This window comes from Chryseobacterium sp. 27AL, from assembly GCF_057815395.1.
The window spans coordinates 107,189-127,589 of sequence record NZ_JBYRIW010000002.1 but is presented as its reverse complement, the minus strand read 5'-3'; the positions used below and the strand labels follow the sequence as shown (position 1 = coordinate 127,589).

General features: G+C 36.5%; 18 protein-coding genes. 10 read left to right on the top strand and 8 right to left on the bottom strand.

Annotation, left to right across the window (positions count from 1 at the left end):
• Positions 1–17 precede the first annotated feature (17 nt).
• From AC3WV0_RS06150 to lpxB, 4 genes are all read right to left on the bottom strand, one after another.
• A complete protein-coding gene (locus tag AC3WV0_RS06150) occupies positions 18–2,030 on the bottom strand; it encodes a fumarate reductase/succinate dehydrogenase flavoprotein subunit (protein WP_488844924.1) in 2,013 nt (670 codons plus the stop codon).
• A gap of 15 nt (positions 2,031–2,045) precedes the next feature.
• Positions 2,046–2,708: a succinate dehydrogenase cytochrome b subunit gene (locus AC3WV0_RS06145; RefSeq protein ID WP_312899931.1), complete on the bottom strand. Its 663-nt coding sequence runs from the start codon at positions 2,706–2,708 to the stop codon at positions 2,046–2,048.
• 146 nt (positions 2,709–2,854) lie between these two features.
• Positions 2,855–4,621, bottom strand: a complete 1,767-nt coding sequence (locus AC3WV0_RS06140) for a ComEC/Rec2 family competence protein (RefSeq protein ID WP_488844923.1) — start codon at positions 4,619–4,621, stop codon at positions 2,855–2,857.
• Positions 4,622–4,764: 143 nt separating this feature from the next.
• The gene (gene lpxB, locus AC3WV0_RS06135; RefSeq protein WP_488844922.1) at positions 4,765–5,868 is read right to left on the bottom strand and encodes a lipid-A-disaccharide synthase; all 1,104 of its coding nucleotides are present in this window, start codon (positions 5,866–5,868) and stop codon (positions 4,765–4,767) included.
• 162 nt (positions 5,869–6,030) lie between these two features.
• On the opposite strand from lpxB, the gene AC3WV0_RS06130 reads away from it, so the two are divergent.
• From AC3WV0_RS06130 to AC3WV0_RS06120, 3 genes are all read left to right on the top strand, one after another.
• Positions 6,031–6,540 carry a DUF2480 family protein gene (locus AC3WV0_RS06130; protein WP_488844921.1) on the top strand — a complete coding sequence of 170 codons (510 nt, stop codon included), beginning with the start codon at positions 6,031–6,033 and terminating at the stop codon, positions 6,538–6,540.
• Between the two features lie 3 nt (positions 6,541–6,543).
• Entirely contained in the window at positions 6,544–7,806 is a 1,263-nt protein-coding gene (locus AC3WV0_RS06125; RefSeq protein ID WP_488844920.1) for a protein O-mannosyl-transferase family, read from the top strand.
• A gap of 84 nt (positions 7,807–7,890) precedes the next feature.
• Positions 7,891–8,547, top strand: a complete 657-nt coding sequence (locus tag AC3WV0_RS06120; RefSeq protein WP_488844918.1) for a DUF937 domain-containing protein — start codon at positions 7,891–7,893, stop codon at positions 8,545–8,547.
• A 53-nt stretch (positions 8,548–8,600) separates the two neighbouring features.
• Here AC3WV0_RS06120 and AC3WV0_RS06115 read toward each other — a convergent pair whose 3' ends face one another.
• Both AC3WV0_RS06115 and AC3WV0_RS06110 read right to left on the bottom strand, forming a co-directional pair.
• The gene (locus AC3WV0_RS06115) at positions 8,601–8,720 is read right to left on the bottom strand and encodes a 30S ribosomal protein THX (RefSeq protein WP_089998370.1); all 120 of its coding nucleotides are present in this window, start codon (positions 8,718–8,720) and stop codon (positions 8,601–8,603) included.
• 82 nt (positions 8,721–8,802) lie between these two features.
• Positions 8,803–10,197 carry an MATE family efflux transporter gene (locus tag AC3WV0_RS06110; RefSeq protein ID WP_488844916.1) on the bottom strand — a complete coding sequence of 465 codons (1,395 nt, stop codon included), beginning with the start codon at positions 10,195–10,197 and terminating at the stop codon, positions 8,803–8,805.
• A gap of 152 nt (positions 10,198–10,349) precedes the next feature.
• Here AC3WV0_RS06110 and AC3WV0_RS06105 point away from each other — a divergent pair, with 152 nt between their 5' ends.
• From AC3WV0_RS06105 to aspS, 4 genes are all read left to right on the top strand, one after another.
• Positions 10,350–10,940 carry a DUF2975 domain-containing protein gene (locus AC3WV0_RS06105; protein ID WP_488844914.1) on the top strand — a complete coding sequence of 197 codons (591 nt, stop codon included), beginning with the start codon at positions 10,350–10,352 and terminating at the stop codon, positions 10,938–10,940.
• 3 nt (positions 10,941–10,943) lie between these two features.
• Complete coding sequence (locus AC3WV0_RS06100) at positions 10,944–11,150, top strand: helix-turn-helix domain-containing protein (protein ID WP_089998373.1); 207 nt, start codon at positions 10,944–10,946, stop codon at positions 11,148–11,150.
• Positions 11,151–11,158: 8 nt separating this feature from the next.
• Entirely contained in the window at positions 11,159–12,832 is a 1,674-nt protein-coding gene (locus tag AC3WV0_RS06095; RefSeq protein ID WP_488844912.1) for a S41 family peptidase, read from the top strand.
• Between the two features lie 251 nt (positions 12,833–13,083).
• On the top strand, positions 13,084–14,838 hold the full coding sequence (aspS, locus tag AC3WV0_RS06090) for an aspartate--tRNA ligase (protein WP_488844910.1): 1,755 nt from the start codon (positions 13,084–13,086) through the stop codon (positions 14,836–14,838).
• Positions 14,839–14,869: 31 nt separating this feature from the next.
• On the opposite strand, the gene AC3WV0_RS06085 is transcribed toward aspS, so the two are convergent.
• Both AC3WV0_RS06085 and AC3WV0_RS06080 read right to left on the bottom strand, forming a co-directional pair.
• Entirely contained in the window at positions 14,870–15,472 is a 603-nt protein-coding gene (locus tag AC3WV0_RS06085; RefSeq protein WP_488844908.1) for a hypothetical protein, read from the bottom strand.
• 6 nt (positions 15,473–15,478) lie between these two features.
• Complete coding sequence (locus tag AC3WV0_RS06080) at positions 15,479–16,159, bottom strand: hypothetical protein (protein WP_488844906.1); 681 nt, start codon at positions 16,157–16,159, stop codon at positions 15,479–15,481.
• 580 nt (positions 16,160–16,739) lie between these two features.
• Between AC3WV0_RS06080 and ku the strand changes: the two genes are divergently transcribed.
• The 3 genes from ku (at position 16,740) to ligD (ending at position 20,079) form a co-directional block, all read left to right on the top strand.
• Positions 16,740–17,525 carry a non-homologous end joining protein Ku gene (gene ku, locus AC3WV0_RS06075; protein WP_488844904.1) on the top strand — a complete coding sequence of 262 codons (786 nt, stop codon included), beginning with the start codon at positions 16,740–16,742 and terminating at the stop codon, positions 17,523–17,525.
• Positions 17,525–18,124 carry a DNA polymerase ligase N-terminal domain-containing protein gene (locus AC3WV0_RS06070; protein ID WP_042721660.1) on the top strand — a complete coding sequence of 200 codons (600 nt, stop codon included), beginning with the start codon at positions 17,525–17,527 and terminating at the stop codon, positions 18,122–18,124. Before ku ends, AC3WV0_RS06070 begins: the two co-directional genes overlap by 1 nt.
• A gap of 80 nt (positions 18,125–18,204) precedes the next feature.
• Complete coding sequence (ligD, locus tag AC3WV0_RS06065) at positions 18,205–20,079, top strand: DNA ligase D (protein WP_488844902.1); 1,875 nt, start codon at positions 18,205–18,207, stop codon at positions 20,077–20,079.
• Positions 20,080–20,401: the final 322 nt, after the last annotated feature.

Here is a 20,401-nt window from a genome sequence, read left to right as displayed (position 1 = left end):
TATTTAAAGATTGGAGATTATTTGTAACTTCTTGTTTTCACTTCAATATTATCATAGATCAGCTCTTCTTTATGCAATACTTCTGCATTGATATCGCTTCCCTGATATTCCCAAGCTCCAACATATTTGTAATTAATGTCATCTCTTTCCGCTTCTCCATCTTTCGTTGCGTGGTCTTCACGGAAATGCCCTCCACAAGATTCGTTTCTGTGTAATGCGTCGATCGCCATTAATTGTCCAAGTTCTAAGAAGTCAGCAACTCTGAATGCTTTTTCAAGCTCGGTATTCATACCATCGTTATCTCCGGGAACTTTTACATTTTTCCAGAAGTCATTTCTTACTTCTTCGATTTCTTTTATCGCTTCTCTTAAGCCTTCAGGCGTTCTTCCCATCCCTACTTTATTCCACATGATATTTCCTAATCTCTTGTGGAAGTAGTCAACAGAATGAGTTCCATTATTATTAAGGAAGAAATCTATTTTTTCTTTAATCCCTTTTTCAGCTTCGTCAAATGATGAAGAGTTGGTAGGAATAGCTCCTGTTCTGATATCTGCAGATAAATAATCTGCAATGGTATAAGGAAGTACAAAATACCCGTCAGCAAGTCCCTGCATCAAAGCAGAGGCTCCTAATCTGTTGGCACCGTGATCAGAGAAGTTGGCTTCACCAATGACGAAACATCCAGGAATAGTAGACTGAAGATTATAGTCAACCCAAACACCACCCATAGTATAGTGAACGGCCGGATAAATTTTCATTGGTGTCTTGTAAGGATCATCAGCGGTAATTTTTTCATACATTACGAATAAGTTACCATATTTCTCCTCAACCCATTTTTTACCAAGATCATAGATCTGCTGATCAGTCGGATTGTGAATATGTTTCTCAATAGCAGCTTCTCTACCTTTTTTCATGATCTCTGTAGAGAAATCCAGGTAAACCCCTTCCTGAGTATCGTTATTTTCGATTCCGTATCCGGCGTCGCATCTTTCTTTAGCAGCTCTTGAAGCAACGTCTCTAGGTACGAGGTTACCGAATGCAGGATATCTTCTTTCAAGATAATAATCTCTGTCTTCTTCTTTAATATTTTCAGGTCTGAGTTTTCCTGCTCTGATGGCTTCTGCATCTTCTTTCTTTTTAGGAACCCAGATTCTTCCAGAGTTTCTTAAGGATTCGGACATCAACGTCAGTTTAGACTGCTGCGTTCCGTGAACCGGAATACATGTCGGGTGAATCTGCACATAACAAGGATTTGCGAAATAGGCTCCTTTTTTATGAATTTTCCAGGCTGCAGAAACGTTTGAACCCATTGCATTTGTCGAAAGAAAATATACGTTTCCGTAACCTCCTGAAGCAATAACAACGGCGTGAGCAGAATGTCTTTCGATCTCACCTGTTACAAGGTTTCTTGCGATAATCCCTCTTGCTTTTCCGTCAACGATTACAAGATCCATCATTTCGTGACGGTTGTACATTTTGATTCTTCCTTTACCGATCTGACGGCTCATGGCTGAATAAGCTCCTAACAACAACTGCTGACCTGTTTGTCCTTTTGCATAGAATGTTCTTTTTACCTGAACCCCACCAAATGAACGGTTATCAAGCTGACCTCCGTACTCACGTCCGAAAGGAACACCCTGAGCAACACACTGGTCGATAATATTTGCAGAAACTTCAGCTAATCTGTAAACGTTTGCTTCCCTTGCTCTATAGTCACCACCTTTGATGGTATCATAGAACAATCTGTAGGTAGAGTCGCCGTCGCCCTGGTAATTTTTGGCAGCATTGATACCTCCCTGAGCAGCAATAGAGTGCGCTCTTCTCGGAGAATCCTGGTAGCAGAATGCTTTTACATTATATCCCTGCTCTGCTAAAGTAGCTGCAGCAGAACCACCTGCCAAACCTGTTCCAACAACAATAATATCAATCTTGTCTCTGTTGTTTGGTGCAACAAGGTTCATATGGTCTTTATGATTTTTCCACTTATCCTTTAAAGGACCCGCCGGAATTTTTGAATCTAATTTACTCATATTAGTATATTGATATTATTGAGTTACAAAGTGATAAATTGCGATAAAAATAAAACCTGCAGGAATCAGGATGGAATACCATTTTCCCAATGCCATGATTACAGGAGTATATTTAGGATGTCTTGCCCCTATTGACTGGAATGAAGACTGAAAGCCGTGTCCCAAATGCAATCCCAGTAAGATAAAAGAAATGATGTATATGATTACTCTCCAGGCATCTGCAAATTTTGCATGAAGATCTCCCCAGAAACGCGATTCTTCGATCGGCAACCCATCTACATACTTGTAATTCATTTCATGAAACCAGAAATCATACATGTGAAGAAAAATAAAAGCCAACACCACAGCACCCGAAATAATCATATTTCTAGACATCCAGGTAGAATTGTGAGAAGGATTATTTGACTCGTATTTAACAGGACGTGCTTTTTGGTTTTTAATTTCCAAAACAAATCCCATTACAAAATGGAAAACCACAGCGAATATCAGAACCGGCTGCATTACAAATTGAATAAGAGGATTATACCCCATAAACTGCGAAGCATTGTTGTACGCATCCTCACCAAAAACCGATAAAAGGTTTACAGAAAGGTGCATCACCAGAAATATCAGCAAAAAGATAGCCGACAATGCCATAGCATATTTTCTACCTATCGTAGAACTCGTTAAACCTGCCATATAAGTTTAAATTTGATTTTCCACAAAATTAAGAAATGTTAACTAGATCAAAAAGTGAGAAATCTCACATATAGCCAGTTTGTAACGTTTCTAAATAAGCGCTTAAAACATTATAAATAAAGGAAAAACAACAAAAAACAGCAGAGTTACTTTATCTCATAAATTTTGTCTTTGTAAACGACTTTTTGTACTGAAGCTGGAAAGCTTTTAACTTTAATATTCTTTATCCGTCGTGATGCACAGTATGGATTGATAATAAAATCGTTAAGCTTGGATGTGTCAGAATTTTCATTAATCCAAAAACAGACGGATTCATTTTTCTTTATTGATAATACTTTATTTTTTGAAAAGTCGTGAACAAGAACTTCGTCTTTCTGATTCTCATAAAAATCTAAACCCAGCCTCAGAATGAAAAATACAGACAACGCCATCATAAATCGGGTCAAATTTTTAAGATTACATTGCAAAACAACAAATCTCAGTAAGAAAACAACAACAAAAAGTGAGAAAACCTCTGATAAATTCATAGGAATATTTTCAAAGAAGAGCATTTTAAAATCAGCAAACCAATGAATTATTTTTAGCAAAACATCAATGGTATAACCGTAAATCAAATTCATGAATTCAAAATCGAGATTGAAAGCTATAAGAGCTGTCATTAAGAATGAAAACACAATAATAATTTCTGAAAACGGGACAATGAAAAAGTTAGCAAAAATAGAAATAAATGAAAACTGATGAAAATAATACAAAACAAGAGGAAGCGTTGCAACCTGTGCAGAAATGGAAATTGAAATGATATTGAAAATAATTTTCTTTAACCAATTATCCTGTTTGGGAAGAAGATTCAGAATCGGCTGATTCAACCAGAATATACCAAGAACAGCAAGAAAGCTCAACTGAAATCCAACATCAAAAAGCTGTTGTGTGTTAGAAATTAAGATAACAAAAGCAGATAAAGCCAAAGCGTGCAAAAGATCCGGTTTTCGCTGCAGCAAAACATATATAAAGTAAATGCTCAGCATCAGACTTGAACGGACGACCGAGCTTCCAAAACCAATAAAAATGGTGAAGAGCCAGATTAAAACCAAACTTGTGATGATCGCATATTTTCTGCATTTCAATGGTAGAACCTTTATCAGCAGAAAATAAAAAATCCCGAAAATCACAACGATGTGCGTTCCCGAAATTGCCAGGAAGTGCACCAGCCCGGACCTGTTGAAATCCTGAACGGTCTGCGCATCAATCTCGGTGCGATCTGCGAGGATAATTCCCTTCAGAAATTCTTTTGATCTTGAGGACATTTTTGTTCTGTCAATATTTTGGAGAACTTCAAGCCTCTTCTGGGGAAATTTTTCGGTAAAACTTAAATCATTTCTTTCTGCAGAGAAAACCTCATCATTGATATAACATTGATAATCAACATTTTTTCGTTTGAGATATTTGGCATAATTAAACTGAAAATCATATTGCGGAACTTTGGGTTTTGAAATATAAGCCTGAGTTTTATAGCAGTGATTAAAATCCAGTTCTTTTTCGCTTTTAGGAATGTACAAAACCGCATTGAAATTCTCATTTTCTATTTGCACTACAGCTTCATACTTCCTGTTCTTTTCATTAGAATTCAACTTTTTGGAAATTCTAAAAACAATAGTATTATTTCCGGAAGCAGAAATTTGTTCATCAAATGAATTGTAAAAATGCAGAGCAATGCCAATTCCAAAAAACATAACACACAAAAGATAAGGTTTTGCTTTATGGAAAAAATAGTTTTTAAAAAAAGTTAAAATCAAAATAATCAAGCAGATACCCATTATTATATTAATGTAATGCACATCGAAAGAAAACTTATCCTGGAAGAAAATTCCGAGGATAAAATAGATGACGAGTATGAGAATAGGTTGCCGGCTCAACAATTGTGTTTTTCCAAAAATATTTATTTGAAAGGAAAATTCCTCATAAATATTGGAAAATTTTAAACCTGCACTGGTTATTCATTATTTAAAAGAAAAATCGCAGAAAAATTTTCTACGATTGTAATATTTCATTTTAAATTTTAAAGCTTTAGGATAACCTCAGCCGCATTTTCACTGGCTCCCTTCCCTCCAAGTTTTTCCCGCAGAAGCTCATAATCTCTGAAAACTTCAAACCTTTTTTCTGTTCCCAATATTTTTTTAAGTTCTTCCACCAGATTATTTGTATTTAAATCATTCTGAATCAGTTCTTTTACAACTTCCCGATCCATGATAAGATTAACCAGGGAAATGTATTTGATATTTTTAACGAGTCGTTTTGCGATGGCATAAGAAATTTTACTTCCACGATAGCAAACGACTTCAGGCACATTCAATAAAGCAGTTTCTAAGGTTGCCGTTCCTGAAGTCACCAAAGCCGCTTTTGAACACCTCAACAAGTCATACGTTTTATTGGAAACAAAATGAACATTATCATCCACATAAGTCTCATAAAATTCTTTAGGAAGACTCGGCGCACCGGCAATAACAAATTGATATTCTTCAAAATAAGGCCTTACGGAAAGCATCATTTCAAGCATTTTTTCCACTTCCTGTTTTCTTGATCCAGGCAACAGTGCAATAATTTCCTTTTCGTTTAATCCGTTTTCTCCCTTAAACTTCTCAATATTAATGTCTTCCAATGTTGAAATAGCATCCAGCAGAGGGTGACCCACAAAATGAGAATTTACCCCGTGCTTTTTATAAAAATCTTTTTCAAACGGAAGAATCACCATCATTTCATCCACATATTTTTTAATGATCTCGACTCGTCCTTCTTTCCAGGCCCAAAGCTGAGGAGAAATATAATACACGACTTTTATGCCCAGCTCTTTTGCGAATTTTGCAATCCTTAAATTGAATCCTGGATAGTCGACCAGAATAAGAACATCCGGTTTGTTATTTTTAATATCTTCTTTACAAAATTTAATATTATTGAGAATCGTGCGTAGATTCATTGCAACTTCCAGAAAACCCATAAATGCAAGATCGCGATAATGTTTCACAAGTACGCCGCCCTGTTTTGCCATGAGATCTCCTCCCCAAAATCTAAAATCAGCATTTGGATCTTTTTTCCTTAAGGCTTTCATTAAATTGCTTCCGTGTAAGTCTCCGGAAGCTTCTCCGGCGATAATATAATATTTCATTTCTGCTGAAATCTTTTATTTTTTAATTGTCACAAGCAACCTCTTTTCAATTTTTCTTTGTTGACAACTGAAGTTATGGGAGGTTTCTATGACAGGAATAGAGAACAAATAAGAATTTATAAAATCTTAATTTGTAAATTTGTTCAAATATAATGATAAAAAATGTCAGAAGAATTTGAAATCCGGAATAAAGTTGCGGAAAGCGGACTTATCAATTTTGACCTAACAAATCTTGTCCCAAAAGGAATGAGAAAAGGAATCGACCTGAAAGATTTTCTTTTTATGGAAATGATCCTGAAGGAGAAAGATTTTCGTGAAAAGGTGGCTGCTATTGATGTTGAAGAATATCGCGATGCTTACGTTTACATCTACAATTCCGCAGATGCTATTGTTCCTCTTTGGGCATATTTTCTTATTACAGCAAAACTAACCGACGTTACTAAAAAAATAGTTTTCGGCAATCTTGAGGATCTTGAAGTAATCCTTATGCATAATGCCATTAAAAATTATGATTTCGAAGATATGCGTGGTAAAAGAGTCCTGGTAAAAGGCTGCTCCGATAAAGAAATCCCTGAAAATGCTTATATAGAGTTGGTTGAACAATTAAAACCTATCGTAAAATCATTAATGTTTGGCGAAGCATGTTCAAATGTCCCTATTCTGAAGAATTAAGCAATGAATAAATTTTTGACCGCCGGTTTACTGTTTATTGCCTTCTTATTGATTTATTATGCCGGGAGTTTTTCTAAAATTCCTTTCGCAGACTGTGTCGGATTTGCTTTAACAACTGAACTGGACACTTTTGAAACAGTAGCGAGTTCTACATCACATATCCTGTATAGTAACACCGCTATTCTTATTAACAAATTAACAGGATTAGGATCTATTGAATCCAACAGATGTCTGGTTATATTTTCAGCAGCTTTTGCAGTGGCATTCGTATATATGACCGTAAGAAATTTAACAAAAATAAACTGGGCTTCTATTGTAGCAGCCATTGTTTTTGGATTCAGCTTTACCTTCTGGAAAAATGCTGAGATCATTGAAGTTTACACTTATAACGCGTTCTGGCTCACATTGTTCTATTTATGTATAATCAACAGTTTTGTCCTTGAAAAAAAGAAAGCTTATATTATTTTGGCAGGTATTTTTCTGGGAATAAGCATTTGGCTGCATATTCAGAATTTCTTGCTTATCCCGGCTTACCTTATATTTCTGTTTTATTTCAGGTCTGAAAGGGCAGGTGTTATATATTCATTTATTGCTTTCTCGATTATTTTTTCACTTTTATTTATTATTAATTATTCGCAGGGGTATCCCCTTTCGTCTCCTTTTAGCAGCAATCAGGGACATTGGGTTGAAGAATCTTTCAAAAAAACATTTTCACAATATTTAATGGATATTATAAAATCTATTGTGTACCTGTTGTATAATTTTACAGTTTTTGTAATTGTTGGAATTATAGGAATAGCAATGTTGTACAAAGACAACAGAAAGATGTTTAATATATTTTTCCTTGCCTCGGTTTTAATCTACGGTTTTGCTACATTTTACGCGGTAACAGATAATTATATTTTCTTCTTACCTTTTAATATCATTTTTGCTTTGGCAATCGGCTATGGACTTACTTCAGGTAAATATTTATTCTTTAAAAAACTTTCCTGGATCTGCCTTTTTATTCCTGCTTTCTATTATCTGTTTTTTAGTATTGCATTGTATACACCTCAGGGAAAAGCTTTTGATAATTTTAAAAGCTATAAAGGAGGTTTAAGTTATTACATGCTGCCGTGGATGTGTAATAATAAAGGAATCCTGGAATTTGTAATTGACAAAAAAACGGCTCCTGAACCTATCAACTGGATGACTTATAGCGCTAATATCTACATTAAAAAACTCAAGGAAAAAGGGTACACAGAAGAAGAAATACGTAAGTTTTAATGAAATTAATCATAGTCTACATTAATTTTTACGGTACCCTTTTTGCTGATTTTCGTTTACTTTAATAATAAATGAACACAAGCTATGAGTTTAATTGATTTACTAACAGGAAATACCGGTAACCAGGTCGCAGAAAGAGCCGAAAATAAATTCGGAATCGGCAGAAATCAGATCATCACATTATTAGCCGTAGCTGCTCCTCTGATCATTTCTTACCTCAGAAAAAAATCGCAGGACACCCATGAAGCGGAATCACTCAATGCAGCATTGGATAAAGATCATGACGGAAGTATTCTTAACGATGTCAGTCAGGCCGAGGCAAGACAATCCGAAGGAAATTCTATTCTTACTCACATATTTGGCGGAGAAAAGGGCAATGTAGAAAATCAGTTATCTCAGAAAACGGGGATTTCTATTGATAAGATAGGTCCTGTTTTATCCATGCTGGCCCCTGTAATTATGGGATATATTGGCAGAGAAAAGCAACAGAATAATGTTGGTGCAGGAGGCTTAGGAAGCTTACTCGACGGGATTTTAGGCAACGCATCAAGCCAGGCGCAGAACCAACAGTCGAATCCATTGAATGACATCATCGGAAACGTCTTAGGAAACGGAAATACCGGAACTTCATCCAATCCACTGAGCGATATTTTAGGGAATGTTTTAGGGAATAATGATCCCAGGAAAAAAGATAACGATGGCCTTGGAGGCTTATTGGGAAGCATTTTTGGAGGAAAATAAATTTAATCTTGTTATAAAAATAAAAGACCGGAACAAATTTCCGGTCTTTTATTTTAGCCTTTAGATTTCTCTTCTGAAGCGGCAACTGTTTTTGAAGATTTTCTGGGTCTTCTTTTACCATAGCTTCCATTGTTAATCTTTCCTCTTTTAGATTTTTTGTCTCCTTTTCCCATAGTAATATAATTTAGTTGTTGTACGAAATTAAAGAATACACTTCTAAAATCAAAAGTTCAGCTGTTAAAATTTTTATAATCTTTAAATCTTTACCTTTTTCCATCGTCCTAATTTAAACAAAATAAAAGCTACGATTGTGATTAAAGTTTCCGCTACGGGAATTGAGATAAATACGCCTTTCGGACCCATTCCGAAATACTTTGAAAGTACATATGCCAGAGGAATCTGAAAGAGCCAGAACCCGCAAAGATTTACCCATGTCGGCGTCCAGGTATCTCCGGCTCCGTTAAAGGCATTGATCATAACCATTCCGATTCCATAAAAAATAAACCCGATGCTCATGATGTGTAAGGCGTTTGTCGCAAAATCCTTAATTTCTTTTTCCTGAGTAAAAAATCCCACCAGAAAATCTCCCATCAAAACAAATATCAGGCTTACCGTGATCATGAAAATGACATTGTATTTTACCGTTTTCATAACAGACTGCTCCGCTCTCATTATTTCACCAGCTCCCATATTCTGCCCGACCAAAGTGGATGCTGCATTACTTAATCCCCATGCCGGAAGCATGAAGAACATCATTAACCGCAAGGCAGTCTGATAACCCGCCGAAGCATTTTCGCCACCCGTAGTTGCTACTAATTGTGCCAGGAAAATCCAGCTGCATGAAGCAATAACAAACTGAAAAATTCCGGGAGTTGCGATCTTAATAATTGTCTTGATCAGATCCAGTTTTGATTTAAAATAATTCAGCCTGATTCTGATCTGTGTATCCGCAATTAATAGATGATACAATTGATAAATTACCCCAATGCTTCTTCCGATAGTTGTCGCCAAAGCTGCTCCTGTAAGTCCCATCGCCGGAACCGGCCCAATACCTTTGATTAATACAGGGCACAAAATAATATTGGCAATATTGGCAATCCAAAGTGATTTCATTGCAATAGCCGCATTCCCTGCACCTCTGAAAATTCCATTGATTAAAAATAAAAGCATAATAATCACACTGCTTCCCATCATAATCCTGGTGAATTCTTTCCCGTACTCAGCAGCTTCGGGTCTGGAACCCATCAGAATTAAAATTTCTTCAGCATAAATCACGCCGAACAAACTTAGAATAGAAGTCACCACAAAAGAAACCAGCAAAACCTGGGCTGCACTCCTGGAAGCCTGTTCAGGATTCTTCTCTCCTATTCTCCGCGCAACCATCGCTGTCGCCGCCATACTCATTCCTATGGAAATTGAATACATTACAGAAAGTACCGATTCAGTAAGGCCAACGGTCTGTATTGCATACCCGCTCTCCCTAAGATGCCCTACAAAGTAAAGATCAACCAGCGCAAAGACAGACTCCATGGCCATTTCCAGCATCATCGGAATAGCCAGCAGCAGAACTGCACTTCTTATCGTAATTGTAGTGTAGTCGATCTCCTTACCGCTCAGCGCTTTCTTCAGAAAATTAATATATCGTGACATGATTTGTTCTTTATCTGCAGCAAAAATATCAATTCAAAAATGATTGTCACTTTTCCTATGCAAATTTTTAAAAAATAAAAAATAAGTTTTTAATAAATTATTATCGTAAAGCAATAAATTATTATACATTTGCAATAAATAAAATTAAATCTATGAAATTATTAGGTAACAATTCAATTTCATCAGCAATAAGCTGGATTCTGTTTTTTCTCTTTGTATTTTTTGCATTTCATTTTATATATGAAATGTTCGGCTATGGAATTTCTTATTATAATTTAAAGACAGGCAATAAAATTCTTTATAACACATTTTATATTGGGAATACCATAGATTGGGGGAATACCACTGCCACCGGGAACACTTATTTCAGATTTAAATATCCGTTTTCAGATCAGCAGATGGTAACAGGAGTTTTTTCATTGGAAATGTTTTTAAATCAATTATTGCAATTCTCTTTTTACACTTTATTTTTCTTTTCAGCCTTTAAAATTTTTAACGGAATGAGTCAGGAAATACTCTTTAACCAGAATGTGATCCAGTGGTTGAAAAGATTCTCTTTGCTAAATATTATTTTTGTTCCACTTTCTGTGTTGAACTGGCTGTATAATTTCAAATCTCATTTTAGTTTAGATATTTTGCTCATCATATTTATACATTTTTTGCTTGGAATCATGGTCTATTTCATCGTAGAATTCTTCAAAAAAGGAATGGATCTACAATATCAAGCAGATTTAACCATTTAAATTATGCCAATAGTAATCAACGTAGACGTAATGCTTGCCAAACGCAAGATGCAGTCGCAGGAACTCGCTGAGAAAATTGGGATTACCCAGGCTAATCTTTCTATTTTAAAGACAGGAAAAGCAAAAGCAGTAAAACTTTCTACACTGGAGGCCATCTGCAAAGCACTGGACTGCCAACCCGGAGACATTCTTGAATATGTAAAAAACTAATCAATACCATGAAAAAATACATCATTATCTTTTTAACTTTTTGTACGATACTCTCTTTCGCCCAAACAACATCTAAAACAGAATTTAATAATGGTTCTAAAATTTCAGTTGAATTATTAAATAAAATCGGTAATAAAAAACTTCAGCAACTCGGAATGATCTGGGGATTTCTGAAATATTATCACCCTACTGTTGCCGCGGGGAAATACGACTGGGACGCTGAACTTTTTAAATTGATCCCTAAATTGTCCGATACTGCTCCTGAACAACATGACAAATTAATAACAAACTGGATTAAAAGTCTCGGAGACTTTAAGACTCAAAATTATACCACCCCTGAAAATCTTAAAATGAAAGCTGATCTTGACTGGATCACGTCTTCCGGCTTTTCAAAAGAACTTACTGATATCTTATTAAACGTAAAGAATGCTGAAAGAAAAGATGAAAATCATTACGTCTCATTATTAGAAGATGGCAATCCTGCGTTTGCAAACGAAAACCCATACTCCACAATGATTTCCCCGGACGCAGGATATCGGCTGTTGAGCCTGTATCGTTATTGGAACATCATTCAGTATTATTTTCCTTACCGATACGCAATAGGGAAAGACTGGAAAGAGGTTTTAGGAGAATTTATTCCCAAATTTTTATCTGCTACAGATGGAACAGATTACAATCTTGCCTGCCTGGAGCTTACAGCACGCATCAATGATTCTCATGGAGGAATTTACAATGCCGTAACGCGCCACTTTTTCGGAGATAGGATACTTCCGTTAGAAGTCGTCTTTGTAGAAAACAAAGCTGTTGTAAAAAGCTATTATGATGAAAATCTTGGAAAAGAAACAGGATTAAAAACCGGAGATGTCATTCTAGAGATTAACCATAAACCAATCGAAAAAATCATTCAAGACTATTCTAAGTATCTGCCGGCATCAAATTATCCCACATTATTAAGAAAATTATCTTTTGAAATTTTAAGTTCTAATGATATGTATACTGATCTTAAATATCTCAGTGACGAAACAGAGAAAACAACAACCCTCCAAACCTATCTTCCTAACAGAATAAATTATACGCAAAAGTCTGCAACTCCCTTTAAAATGATTAATGAACAAACCGCTTATATTAATTTAGGAACCGTAAAATCAAAAGATTTTCAGGACATTTTTGAAAAGATAAAGAATACAAAAGGTCTGATAATTGATATCAGAGCATACCCGGCCGAGTTTTATGTTTTCAAGCTTGGAAAATATCTGATGCCCCATCCTGAAAAATTTGCAAGATTCACAGTACCGTCAATAATGCAGCCAGGAGATTTCACTATGCAGGAAGCCATTACGGTAGGGACCGACAATAAAGATTTTTACAAAGGAAAAATTGCTATCCTCATCAACGAAATGACACAGAGCAGTGCAGAATATCACACCATGGCCTTCAGAAAATCACCCAATGCAAAAGTTTTCGGATCACAGACCGCAGGTGCAGACGGTGACGTTTCTTATTTTACACTGCCGGGAAAAGTTTCTACACAAATAACAGGCATCGGCGTATATACCCCGGAAGGATCAGAAACCCAGAGAATAGGAATCATTCCTGATGTTGAAGTAAAGCCTACTGTGGAAGGTATTAAAAACAACAAAGATGAAGTTCTTGAAAAAGCGCTGGAGTGGATTGAAAGCTAACATTCAAAGCCTTTCCCAATAACAAATCATGAATTGTTTTTTTTAAAATTCAACATAAAAACAAACCAATACCATCAAAGCTCAGATCAAAAACTTCCGAAAGGGAGTTTTTTTGTTTTAAAAACCTTCAAAAATCATATCTTTGCACACGGAAAATTCAGCGTTCTGCATTTCATGTTTTAGATTTGATATTCAAAACCTTAAACTCAGAACTTTGAACTTTAAATTTTAGAACTTTAAACCAATAATTTATGTTTCGATCGCACACCAACGGAGAATTATCTCTTCAACATCTTAATCAAGAAGTTACACTTTCAGGATGGGTACAAACCATCCGTGATAAAGGATTTATGATTTGGATAGATCTTCGGGATCGTTACGGAATTACACAATTGGTTTTCGATCAGGAGCGTTCTACCGCAGAACTGATGGAAAATGCAAAAAAGCTGGGCCGTGAATTTGTAATTCAGGTGACCGGAAAAGTGATTGAAAGAGTAAGTAAAAACCCAAATATTCCAACGGGTGAAATTGAAATTCTTGTTGAAAAACTGACGGTTCTTAATGAATCCCAGCTTCCGCCTTTCACCATTGAAGATGAAACAGACGGTGGTGAAGAGTTGAGAATGAAATACCGTTATCTTGATATCAGAAGAAATCCTGTAAAAGAAAAGCTGATCTTCCGTCACAAAATGGCGCAGAAAGTAAGAAACTACCTTTCAGACAACGGATTCATCGAAGTTGAAACTCCGGTTTTAATTAAATCTACTCCGGAAGGTGCAAGGGATTTCGTAGTGCCAAGCAGAATGAACCCGGGACAGTTTTACGCATTGCCACAATCGCCTCAGACTTTCAAACAGTTGTTGATGGTGGGTGGAATGGATAAATATTTCCAGATCGTAAAATGTTTCCGTGATGAAGATTTAAGAGCCGACAGACAGCCGGAATTCACACAGATCGATTGTGAAATGGCGTTCGTAGAGCAGGAAGATGTGATGAATGTTTTTGAAGGAATGACCAAAACTTTGTTGAAAGACATTACTGGTCAGGAATTCGGAGATTTTCCTAGAATGACGTTTGCTGATGCCATGCAGAAATACGGAAACGACAAACCGGATATCCGTTTCGGAATGGAATTCGTGGAACTGAACGATTTGGTAAAAGGAAAAGATTTCAAAATATTTGACGAAGCAGAATTGGTTGTCGGAATTAATGTGGAAGGATGTGCAGATTACACCAGAAAACAAATTGATGAACTTGTAGACTGGGTAAAAAGGCCTCAGATCGGTGCTTCAGGAATGGTGTGGGTGAAATTCCAGAATGATGGCGTGAAGACTTCTTCAGTTAATAAATTTTATAACGAGGAAGATTTATCTAAAATCATCGAAAAATTCGGAGCTAAAGAAGGAGACTTAATGTTGATTCTTTCCGGAGGTGAAAATAAAGCAAGAACCCAGCTTTCCGCTTTGAGAATGGAGCTTGGAAACCGTTTGGGACTAAGAAAAGGAAACGAATTTGCTCCACTTTGGGTGGTAGACTTCCCATTATTGGAATTTGATGAAGAAAGCGGACGTTACCACGCGATGCACCACCCTTTCACGTCTCCAAAACCTGAAGATATTCACTTACTGGAAACAGATCCGGGGAAAGCAAGAGCCAATGCCTACGATATGGTACTGAACGGAAACGAAATCGGTGGAGGTTCTATCAGAATTTTTGATAAAGACCTTCAGTCTAAAATGTTTGACCTGTTAGGTTTCACCAAAGAAGAGGCTGAGGCACAGTTTGGTTTCTTAATGAATGCCTTTAAATATGGCGCTCCGCCACACGGTGGTTTAGCGTTCGGATTTGACCGCCTTGTAGCAATCCTTGACGGAAACGAAGTGATCAGGGATTACATTGCCTTCCCAAAAAATAATTCTGGACGTGATGTAATGATTGATGCGCCGGCTGCCATTGCAGATGAACAGCTGGATGAGCTTGAACTTAAATTGAATCCAAAAGCATAAAACAAAGGCGGAGAAAATTTCTCCGCCTTTATTATTTCCTGACATGTAATTCGTTGGTAAAGAAATCATCCATTTTATCAACAAAATTGTTTACCGCTTTCATTAATGTCTCGTTATATTTAGCATATTTCCATGTATCGGCATTTGTAAAGAAATCAGGATAAAACTTCTGTATTTCTTTCTGTACCAACTCATCTACAGTTTCTGCAAACATCATGCGCTTCAGATGAGAAGATGAAAAACTGAAATCCCGAGCAGCATTGATGCTTTTCCCTTCAGGCAAATAAACAGTTTCCTTGCTTTCGGCCCACGCAATATGCCTATCAATTTTTTCCTGAGGAATACTTTTCACATATTTTTCCACGAAAAAATGAATTGGGAAACCATCTTCATGGAGCGCTTTTAAAATTTTGCCGTCCTTCACACCATAACATCTCAGTCCTGCGCTTATTTTGTTTATGTAGGCCGCCGCTTCATGCTCATGGATGTTCATGAATTTTCTTACTTCCCACATATAAACCGTCAGTGGTACACTTACATCTGTTCCGTCGGTTTTCCCTAAATAGACGTGGAATCGGACCAGGTCGAAACCGAATTCTTCGAGATCACTGATCTCTTCAATTTTCGTAATCATCTCTACCTATTTTTGTGATTCCACATTTTTGTCGGTACCTTTCCCGGCATTTTTATGCAGACGGCCAATCATTTTTTTGATGGTGTATTCATCCGCCTTTTGTGTGCCTTCGTATATTAATTTTCCGTCTTCACAGATGTGTCTTATAAAAGCTTCAAGTTCTTTGTATAAATGACGGGTTTCATCGGATTTTCCCGATACTTCCTTCATCATTTGTGTCTGCATGTCTGCTTTTTCTGCAATCTCAACCCGTGCTTCTTTAAGCAAAAGAACAACATCATCTTTCATACCGGCCACCTGCATCTGCGACGCATTGTCCGATAAAATTTGGATCAGTCTCTGGAGCTTATCAGCGACCCCTTCAAAATTCCGGTTGCGGATATCTGCTGAGATATCTGTTACCAGATTGGTGGGTAATTTCGCTCTTTTTATTCTGAGGTTGAGCTTCTTAAGCGGCAGTCTGATCTGATCTCCCAGAAGGTACAATTCCCGGGTAGTCTGCTTTTGCCGAGTCAATACAGAATTGTTAAATTCCTGCTGTTCAACTTCATTTATTTTTGCATTAAAAAGTTTTAGATAAGCCGTGGTGTAATTATGATCTTCGGCCATGAAATCGTTGAAATCTCTTTGGAAACTTTGGTATAAGTCCTTCGCCAACGGAAGGCACTCTTCTTGTTTTACATACATTTGCATTTGTTTTAGTAGAACAAATATAGAAAATAATTTCACTTGCATCTTAATTCAAAAAAATAAAATATTTTCAGTAAAAAACACCCTTAGTTTATTTGAGCTATTTCGTCTTTTCGCAGATTTGAAAAAATTATCTCCAAAAGTTCATTAATTTTGAAAATAATCTATTCTCGATACATTTTTTCTCCACTTTGCTACGAAAAAACACTCGAATTGACGAATCCAGAAATTTTCAAAATGAGTTCAGATATAATAAATCGTGTTTTGCAACAGGTTAAAGCTAATTATTCGAGGTAAATATTGCTTTGCAGGTGATTAAAATAAATTTGCAGGTGGTAAATAACGTTTTGCAGCAGGTTAAAATCAATTATTAAACATTAATAGCACTTTGCATAGGGTTAAAATGGGTTTGCAGAAGGTAAATGGTTCTTTGCAGCAGGTTAAAATCAATTATTTAAAGTAAATATGACTTTACAAAGGCAAAATACTGCCTATGAAATCGTTAACGCATACCACAATCATTCAAAAGTATTCTGCACGGCACAATCATTGTAGATTTTAGCTAAATCAAATTACAATGAAAGCAATCTGGAACGGCGCCATTGGCTTTGGCTTAGTAAATATTCCTGTAAAGATTTATTCGGCAACAGAAACCACCAAACTGGATCTGGACATGCTTGATAAATCTGATTTTTCGAATATCCGCTTTAAAAGGGTAAATGAAAACACTGGAAAGGAAGTGAAATGGGAGAACATTGTGAAAGGTTATCTCATGGACGATAAATACATCATTCTTGATGAAGAAGATTACGAGGCAGCAAGCCCGGAAAAATCTAAAATACTTTCTATTGACCAGTTTGTAAAGGAATCTGAAGTGGATTCCGTTTACTTTGAAAATCCTTATTACCTGGAACCTCAAAAAAACGGCGAGAATGCATACCGGCTTCTCCTCAAAGCATTATCAAAAACAGAGATGGTAGGCGTAGGCACCTTTGTTCTTCGTGAAAGCGAAGCAATCGGAATGATCCGTCCTTATAATGATGATGTTCTTGTGCTAAACCGACTGAGATTTGCCCAGGAAATAAGAGATTACAGCGACCTGAAGATTCCAGCCAAAAAACCACCTAAGCCTGCAGAGCTTAAAATGGCCATCAGCCTGATTGAGCAGCTTTCCCAGGAATTTGATCCCGAAATGTATAAAGACACCTATTCTGAATCTTTAATGAAAATCATTAAACAGAAAGCTAAAGGAAAAAATATTAAGGCTAAAAAAGCTGAACCGGCTAAGGAAGGTAAAGTAATTGACCTTATGGCGCAGCTGAAAGCCAGCTTACAAAGTCCAAAATCTAAAAACGCATCATAATGGCTTTAAAAGATTATAACGAAAAGAGAAAGTTCAACGAAACTACCGAACCCGAAGGAAAAACCAAAAAGAGCAAAGACAAGCTGATTTTTGTGATTCAGCGGCATGCTGCATCAAGGCTGCATTATGATTTCAGGCTTGAGATGGATGGCGTGTTGAAAAGTTGGGCCGTTCCGAAAGGTCCGTCACTGGATCCGAAAGATAAACGTCTCGCCATGATGGTGGAAGATCATCCTTATGATTATAAAGATTTTGAAGGAAATATTCCTGAAGGAAATTATGGCGCCGGACAGGTAGAAATCTGGGACAGCGGAACGTACGAACCTTTAGATCAGAATTCAAAACTTTCTGATGAGAAAGAACTGCTGAAAGAACTTCATGCAGGCTCGTTGAAATTTATCCTTCACGGAAAAAAATTGAAGGGTGAATTTGCTTTAGTAAAAATGAAAAACACAGAAGAGAATTCATGGCTATTGATCAAACATAAAGATGATTTTGCAGAGAGCGATTATGATGCAGAAGAAAATACGGCAAAGAATTCTTTGGTAACGAAATTTTTAGAGGAAAAAAAAAGCCCAAAAGTCAGCGCAAAAAAGTAACGAATAACGACACAAAACCGCGTTTTCAGCGTTTTAATGATCTGGTTGATGAAAAAAAATTAGAACATTTCATCAAACCTATGCTGGCAAAACCCCATGACGAAGCATTTGATGATGAAGACTGGATTTTTGAAATAAAATGGGATGGTTACCGTGCGGTTGCAGACCTCAGAGAAGAACCTTTATTCTATTCCCGCAACGGGATATCATTTTTATCCAAGTTTAAGAAAGTGACAAAAGATTTTAGCCTCCAGAAACACAAAATGATTCTCGATGGTGAAATCGTAGCGTATGACGAAAACGGCAGACCCAATTTTCAGCTGTTGCAGCAGATTGGTGATAATCCGGATCTTGCTCTTGTCTATCAGGTCTTTGATATCCTTTGGCTGAACGGGCATTCTACAGAAGAACTACCGCTGGTTCAACGTAAGGAACTTTTGAAGGAAGCTTTAATTGAAACGGACGTTATTAAATATTGTGATCATATCCAGGAGAAAGGTATTGACTTTTTTAAGCAAATGAAAAAGATGAAACTGGAAGGCATGATCGCTAAAAAAGCGGACAGTCAGTACACCGAAAATCACAGGACTTCCGACTGGCTTAAAATAAAGTTTACGAATACAGAAGAAGCAATCATCTGCGGATTTACGGAACCCCGCGGATCAAGAGAAGGTTTCGGCGCATTGATTCTGGGGAAATACATTGACGGAAAACTTACCTATTCCGGACATACGGGAACGGGATTTAACCGTGAATCGATTAAAGAACTTCATGAAAGATTGAAGAAAATAACTGTAAAGAGTTCTCCTTTTGAGACTAAACCTAAGACCAATATGCCCGTAACATGGACAAAACCTGAACTGGTTTGCGAGATAAAATATTCTGAAATCACAAAGGATGGTATCTTCAGGCATCCGGTTTTTGTGGCCATCCGTGAAGATAAAGAGCCGGAAGAAGTAAAGAATTCTGAAGGTGAAATACATGAAGTAAACGAAAATACAACAGACATGAAAGCATCTACAACTCCTAAAAAAACAAAACTTTCTGAAAATGATAAAGAAGTAACCCTGAACAGGCACAAGGTGAAACTGACCAATCAGGATAAAGTGTATTTTCCCCAGGATGATGTCACCAAAGGTGATGTGATTGAGTATTATCAGTCGGTGGCTGACTATATTCTGCCACATTTAAAAAACCGTCCGCTTTCATTAAACCGTTTTCCGAATGGTATTGAAGAACAGAACTTTTATCAGAAAGATGCCAGTGATAATATTCCAGATTGGATAAAGACAACACAGGTATATTCAGAATCGAACGATAAATACATTGATTATATTTATTGTAATGACAAGGCTACGCTTGCTTATCTTAATAACCTAGGCTGCATCGACATGAATCCCTGGAACTCTTCCCTACCCGATCTTGATCACCCTGATTTTCTTGTATTGGACCTGGATCCATCCAAGAAAAATACTTTTGATGATGTGATTGAAACCGCTATTCAGGTACATGAGGTTTTAGAATCTATTAAAGTGGAAGGGTATTGTAAAACTTCCGGCAGTACGGGAATTCACATTTATATTCCTATGGGTGGCAAGTATGATTTTGACCAGGTAAAAGATTTTGCACACATCCTGATGAAGCAGGTGCAAGATAAACTTCCCAAAATCACTACACTGGAAAGAAGTCTTCAGAAAAGAGACAACAATAAAATTTATCTTGATTATCTTCAGAACAGAACGGGACAGACATTGGCGAGCGCTTACAGCTTACGCCCAAAACAAGGCGCTTCAGTTTCCATGCCTTTAGAGTGGAATGAATTGAAAAAGGGTATTAAGCCTACTGATTTTAATATTCATAATGCTTTGGACAGGATAAAAGAGAAAGGTGATTTGTTTAAACCTGTTCTGGGTAAAGGAATTGATATGATGAAGGCGCTGGAGAGGTTGCAGTAACCGTTTAATTTTAATTATCTAATAATAAGCACTTTTATAGGGTTTGTTTAATTTTTTTAATAAAAATTATTAAAATTCTCTTTATAAATCTTTGTTAGCTCCTAATTCAAAGGAGTTCTATGCAAATGTGGATAACTTTTCTCACATTTTGAATGTGTTTTTACAAATAATCTTGAAATTACATTTCCTATTCATTAATTTTACACTAATTGTTTAAGAAAGTCTTAAACAATTAGATTTGTTAGAGGCTTATCTCCGGAATAAGTTGAGGAGTTTAAATCTCTTAGAATGTATTTACAAAAATTCTCGAGTTAGTGCTCGA

Coding starts and splice junctions, on each gene's coding strand:
- AC3WV0_RS06150 (WP_488844924.1), bottom strand. CDS start 2,030: ATGAGTAAATTAGATTCAAAAATTCCGGCGGGTCCTTTAAAGGATAAG.
- AC3WV0_RS06145 (WP_312899931.1), bottom strand. CDS start 2,708: ATGGCAGGTTTAACGAGTTCTACGATAGGTAGAAAATATGCTATGGCA.
- lpxB (WP_488844922.1), bottom strand. CDS start 5,868: ATGAAATATTATATTATCGCCGGAGAAGCTTCCGGAGACTTACACGGA.
- AC3WV0_RS06130 (WP_488844921.1), top strand. CDS start 6,031: ATGTCAGAAGAATTTGAAATCCGGAATAAAGTTGCGGAAAGCGGACTT.
- AC3WV0_RS06125 (WP_488844920.1), top strand. CDS start 6,544: ATGAATAAATTTTTGACCGCCGGTTTACTGTTTATTGCCTTCTTATTG.
- AC3WV0_RS06120 (WP_488844918.1), top strand. CDS start 7,891: ATGAGTTTAATTGATTTACTAACAGGAAATACCGGTAACCAGGTCGCA.
- AC3WV0_RS06115 (WP_089998370.1), bottom strand. CDS start 8,720: ATGGGAAAAGGAGACAAAAAATCTAAAAGAGGAAAGATTAACAATGGA.
- AC3WV0_RS06110 (WP_488844916.1), bottom strand. CDS start 10,197: ATGTCACGATATATTAATTTTCTGAAGAAAGCGCTGAGCGGTAAGGAG.
- AC3WV0_RS06105 (WP_488844914.1), top strand. CDS start 10,350: ATGAAATTATTAGGTAACAATTCAATTTCATCAGCAATAAGCTGGATT.
- AC3WV0_RS06100 (WP_089998373.1), top strand. CDS start 10,944: ATGCCAATAGTAATCAACGTAGACGTAATGCTTGCCAAACGCAAGATG.
- AC3WV0_RS06095 (WP_488844912.1), top strand. CDS start 11,159: ATGAAAAAATACATCATTATCTTTTTAACTTTTTGTACGATACTCTCT.
- aspS (WP_488844910.1), top strand. CDS start 13,084: ATGTTTCGATCGCACACCAACGGAGAATTATCTCTTCAACATCTTAAT.
- AC3WV0_RS06085 (WP_488844908.1), bottom strand. CDS start 15,472: ATGATTACGAAAATTGAAGAGATCAGTGATCTCGAAGAATTCGGTTTC.
- AC3WV0_RS06080 (WP_488844906.1), bottom strand. CDS start 16,159: ATGTATGTAAAACAAGAAGAGTGCCTTCCGTTGGCGAAGGACTTATAC.
- ku (WP_488844904.1), top strand. CDS start 16,740: ATGAAAGCAATCTGGAACGGCGCCATTGGCTTTGGCTTAGTAAATATT.
- AC3WV0_RS06070 (WP_042721660.1), top strand. CDS start 17,525: ATGGCTTTAAAAGATTATAACGAAAAGAGAAAGTTCAACGAAACTACC.
- ligD (WP_488844902.1), top strand. CDS start 18,205: ATGCTGGCAAAACCCCATGACGAAGCATTTGATGATGAAGACTGGATT.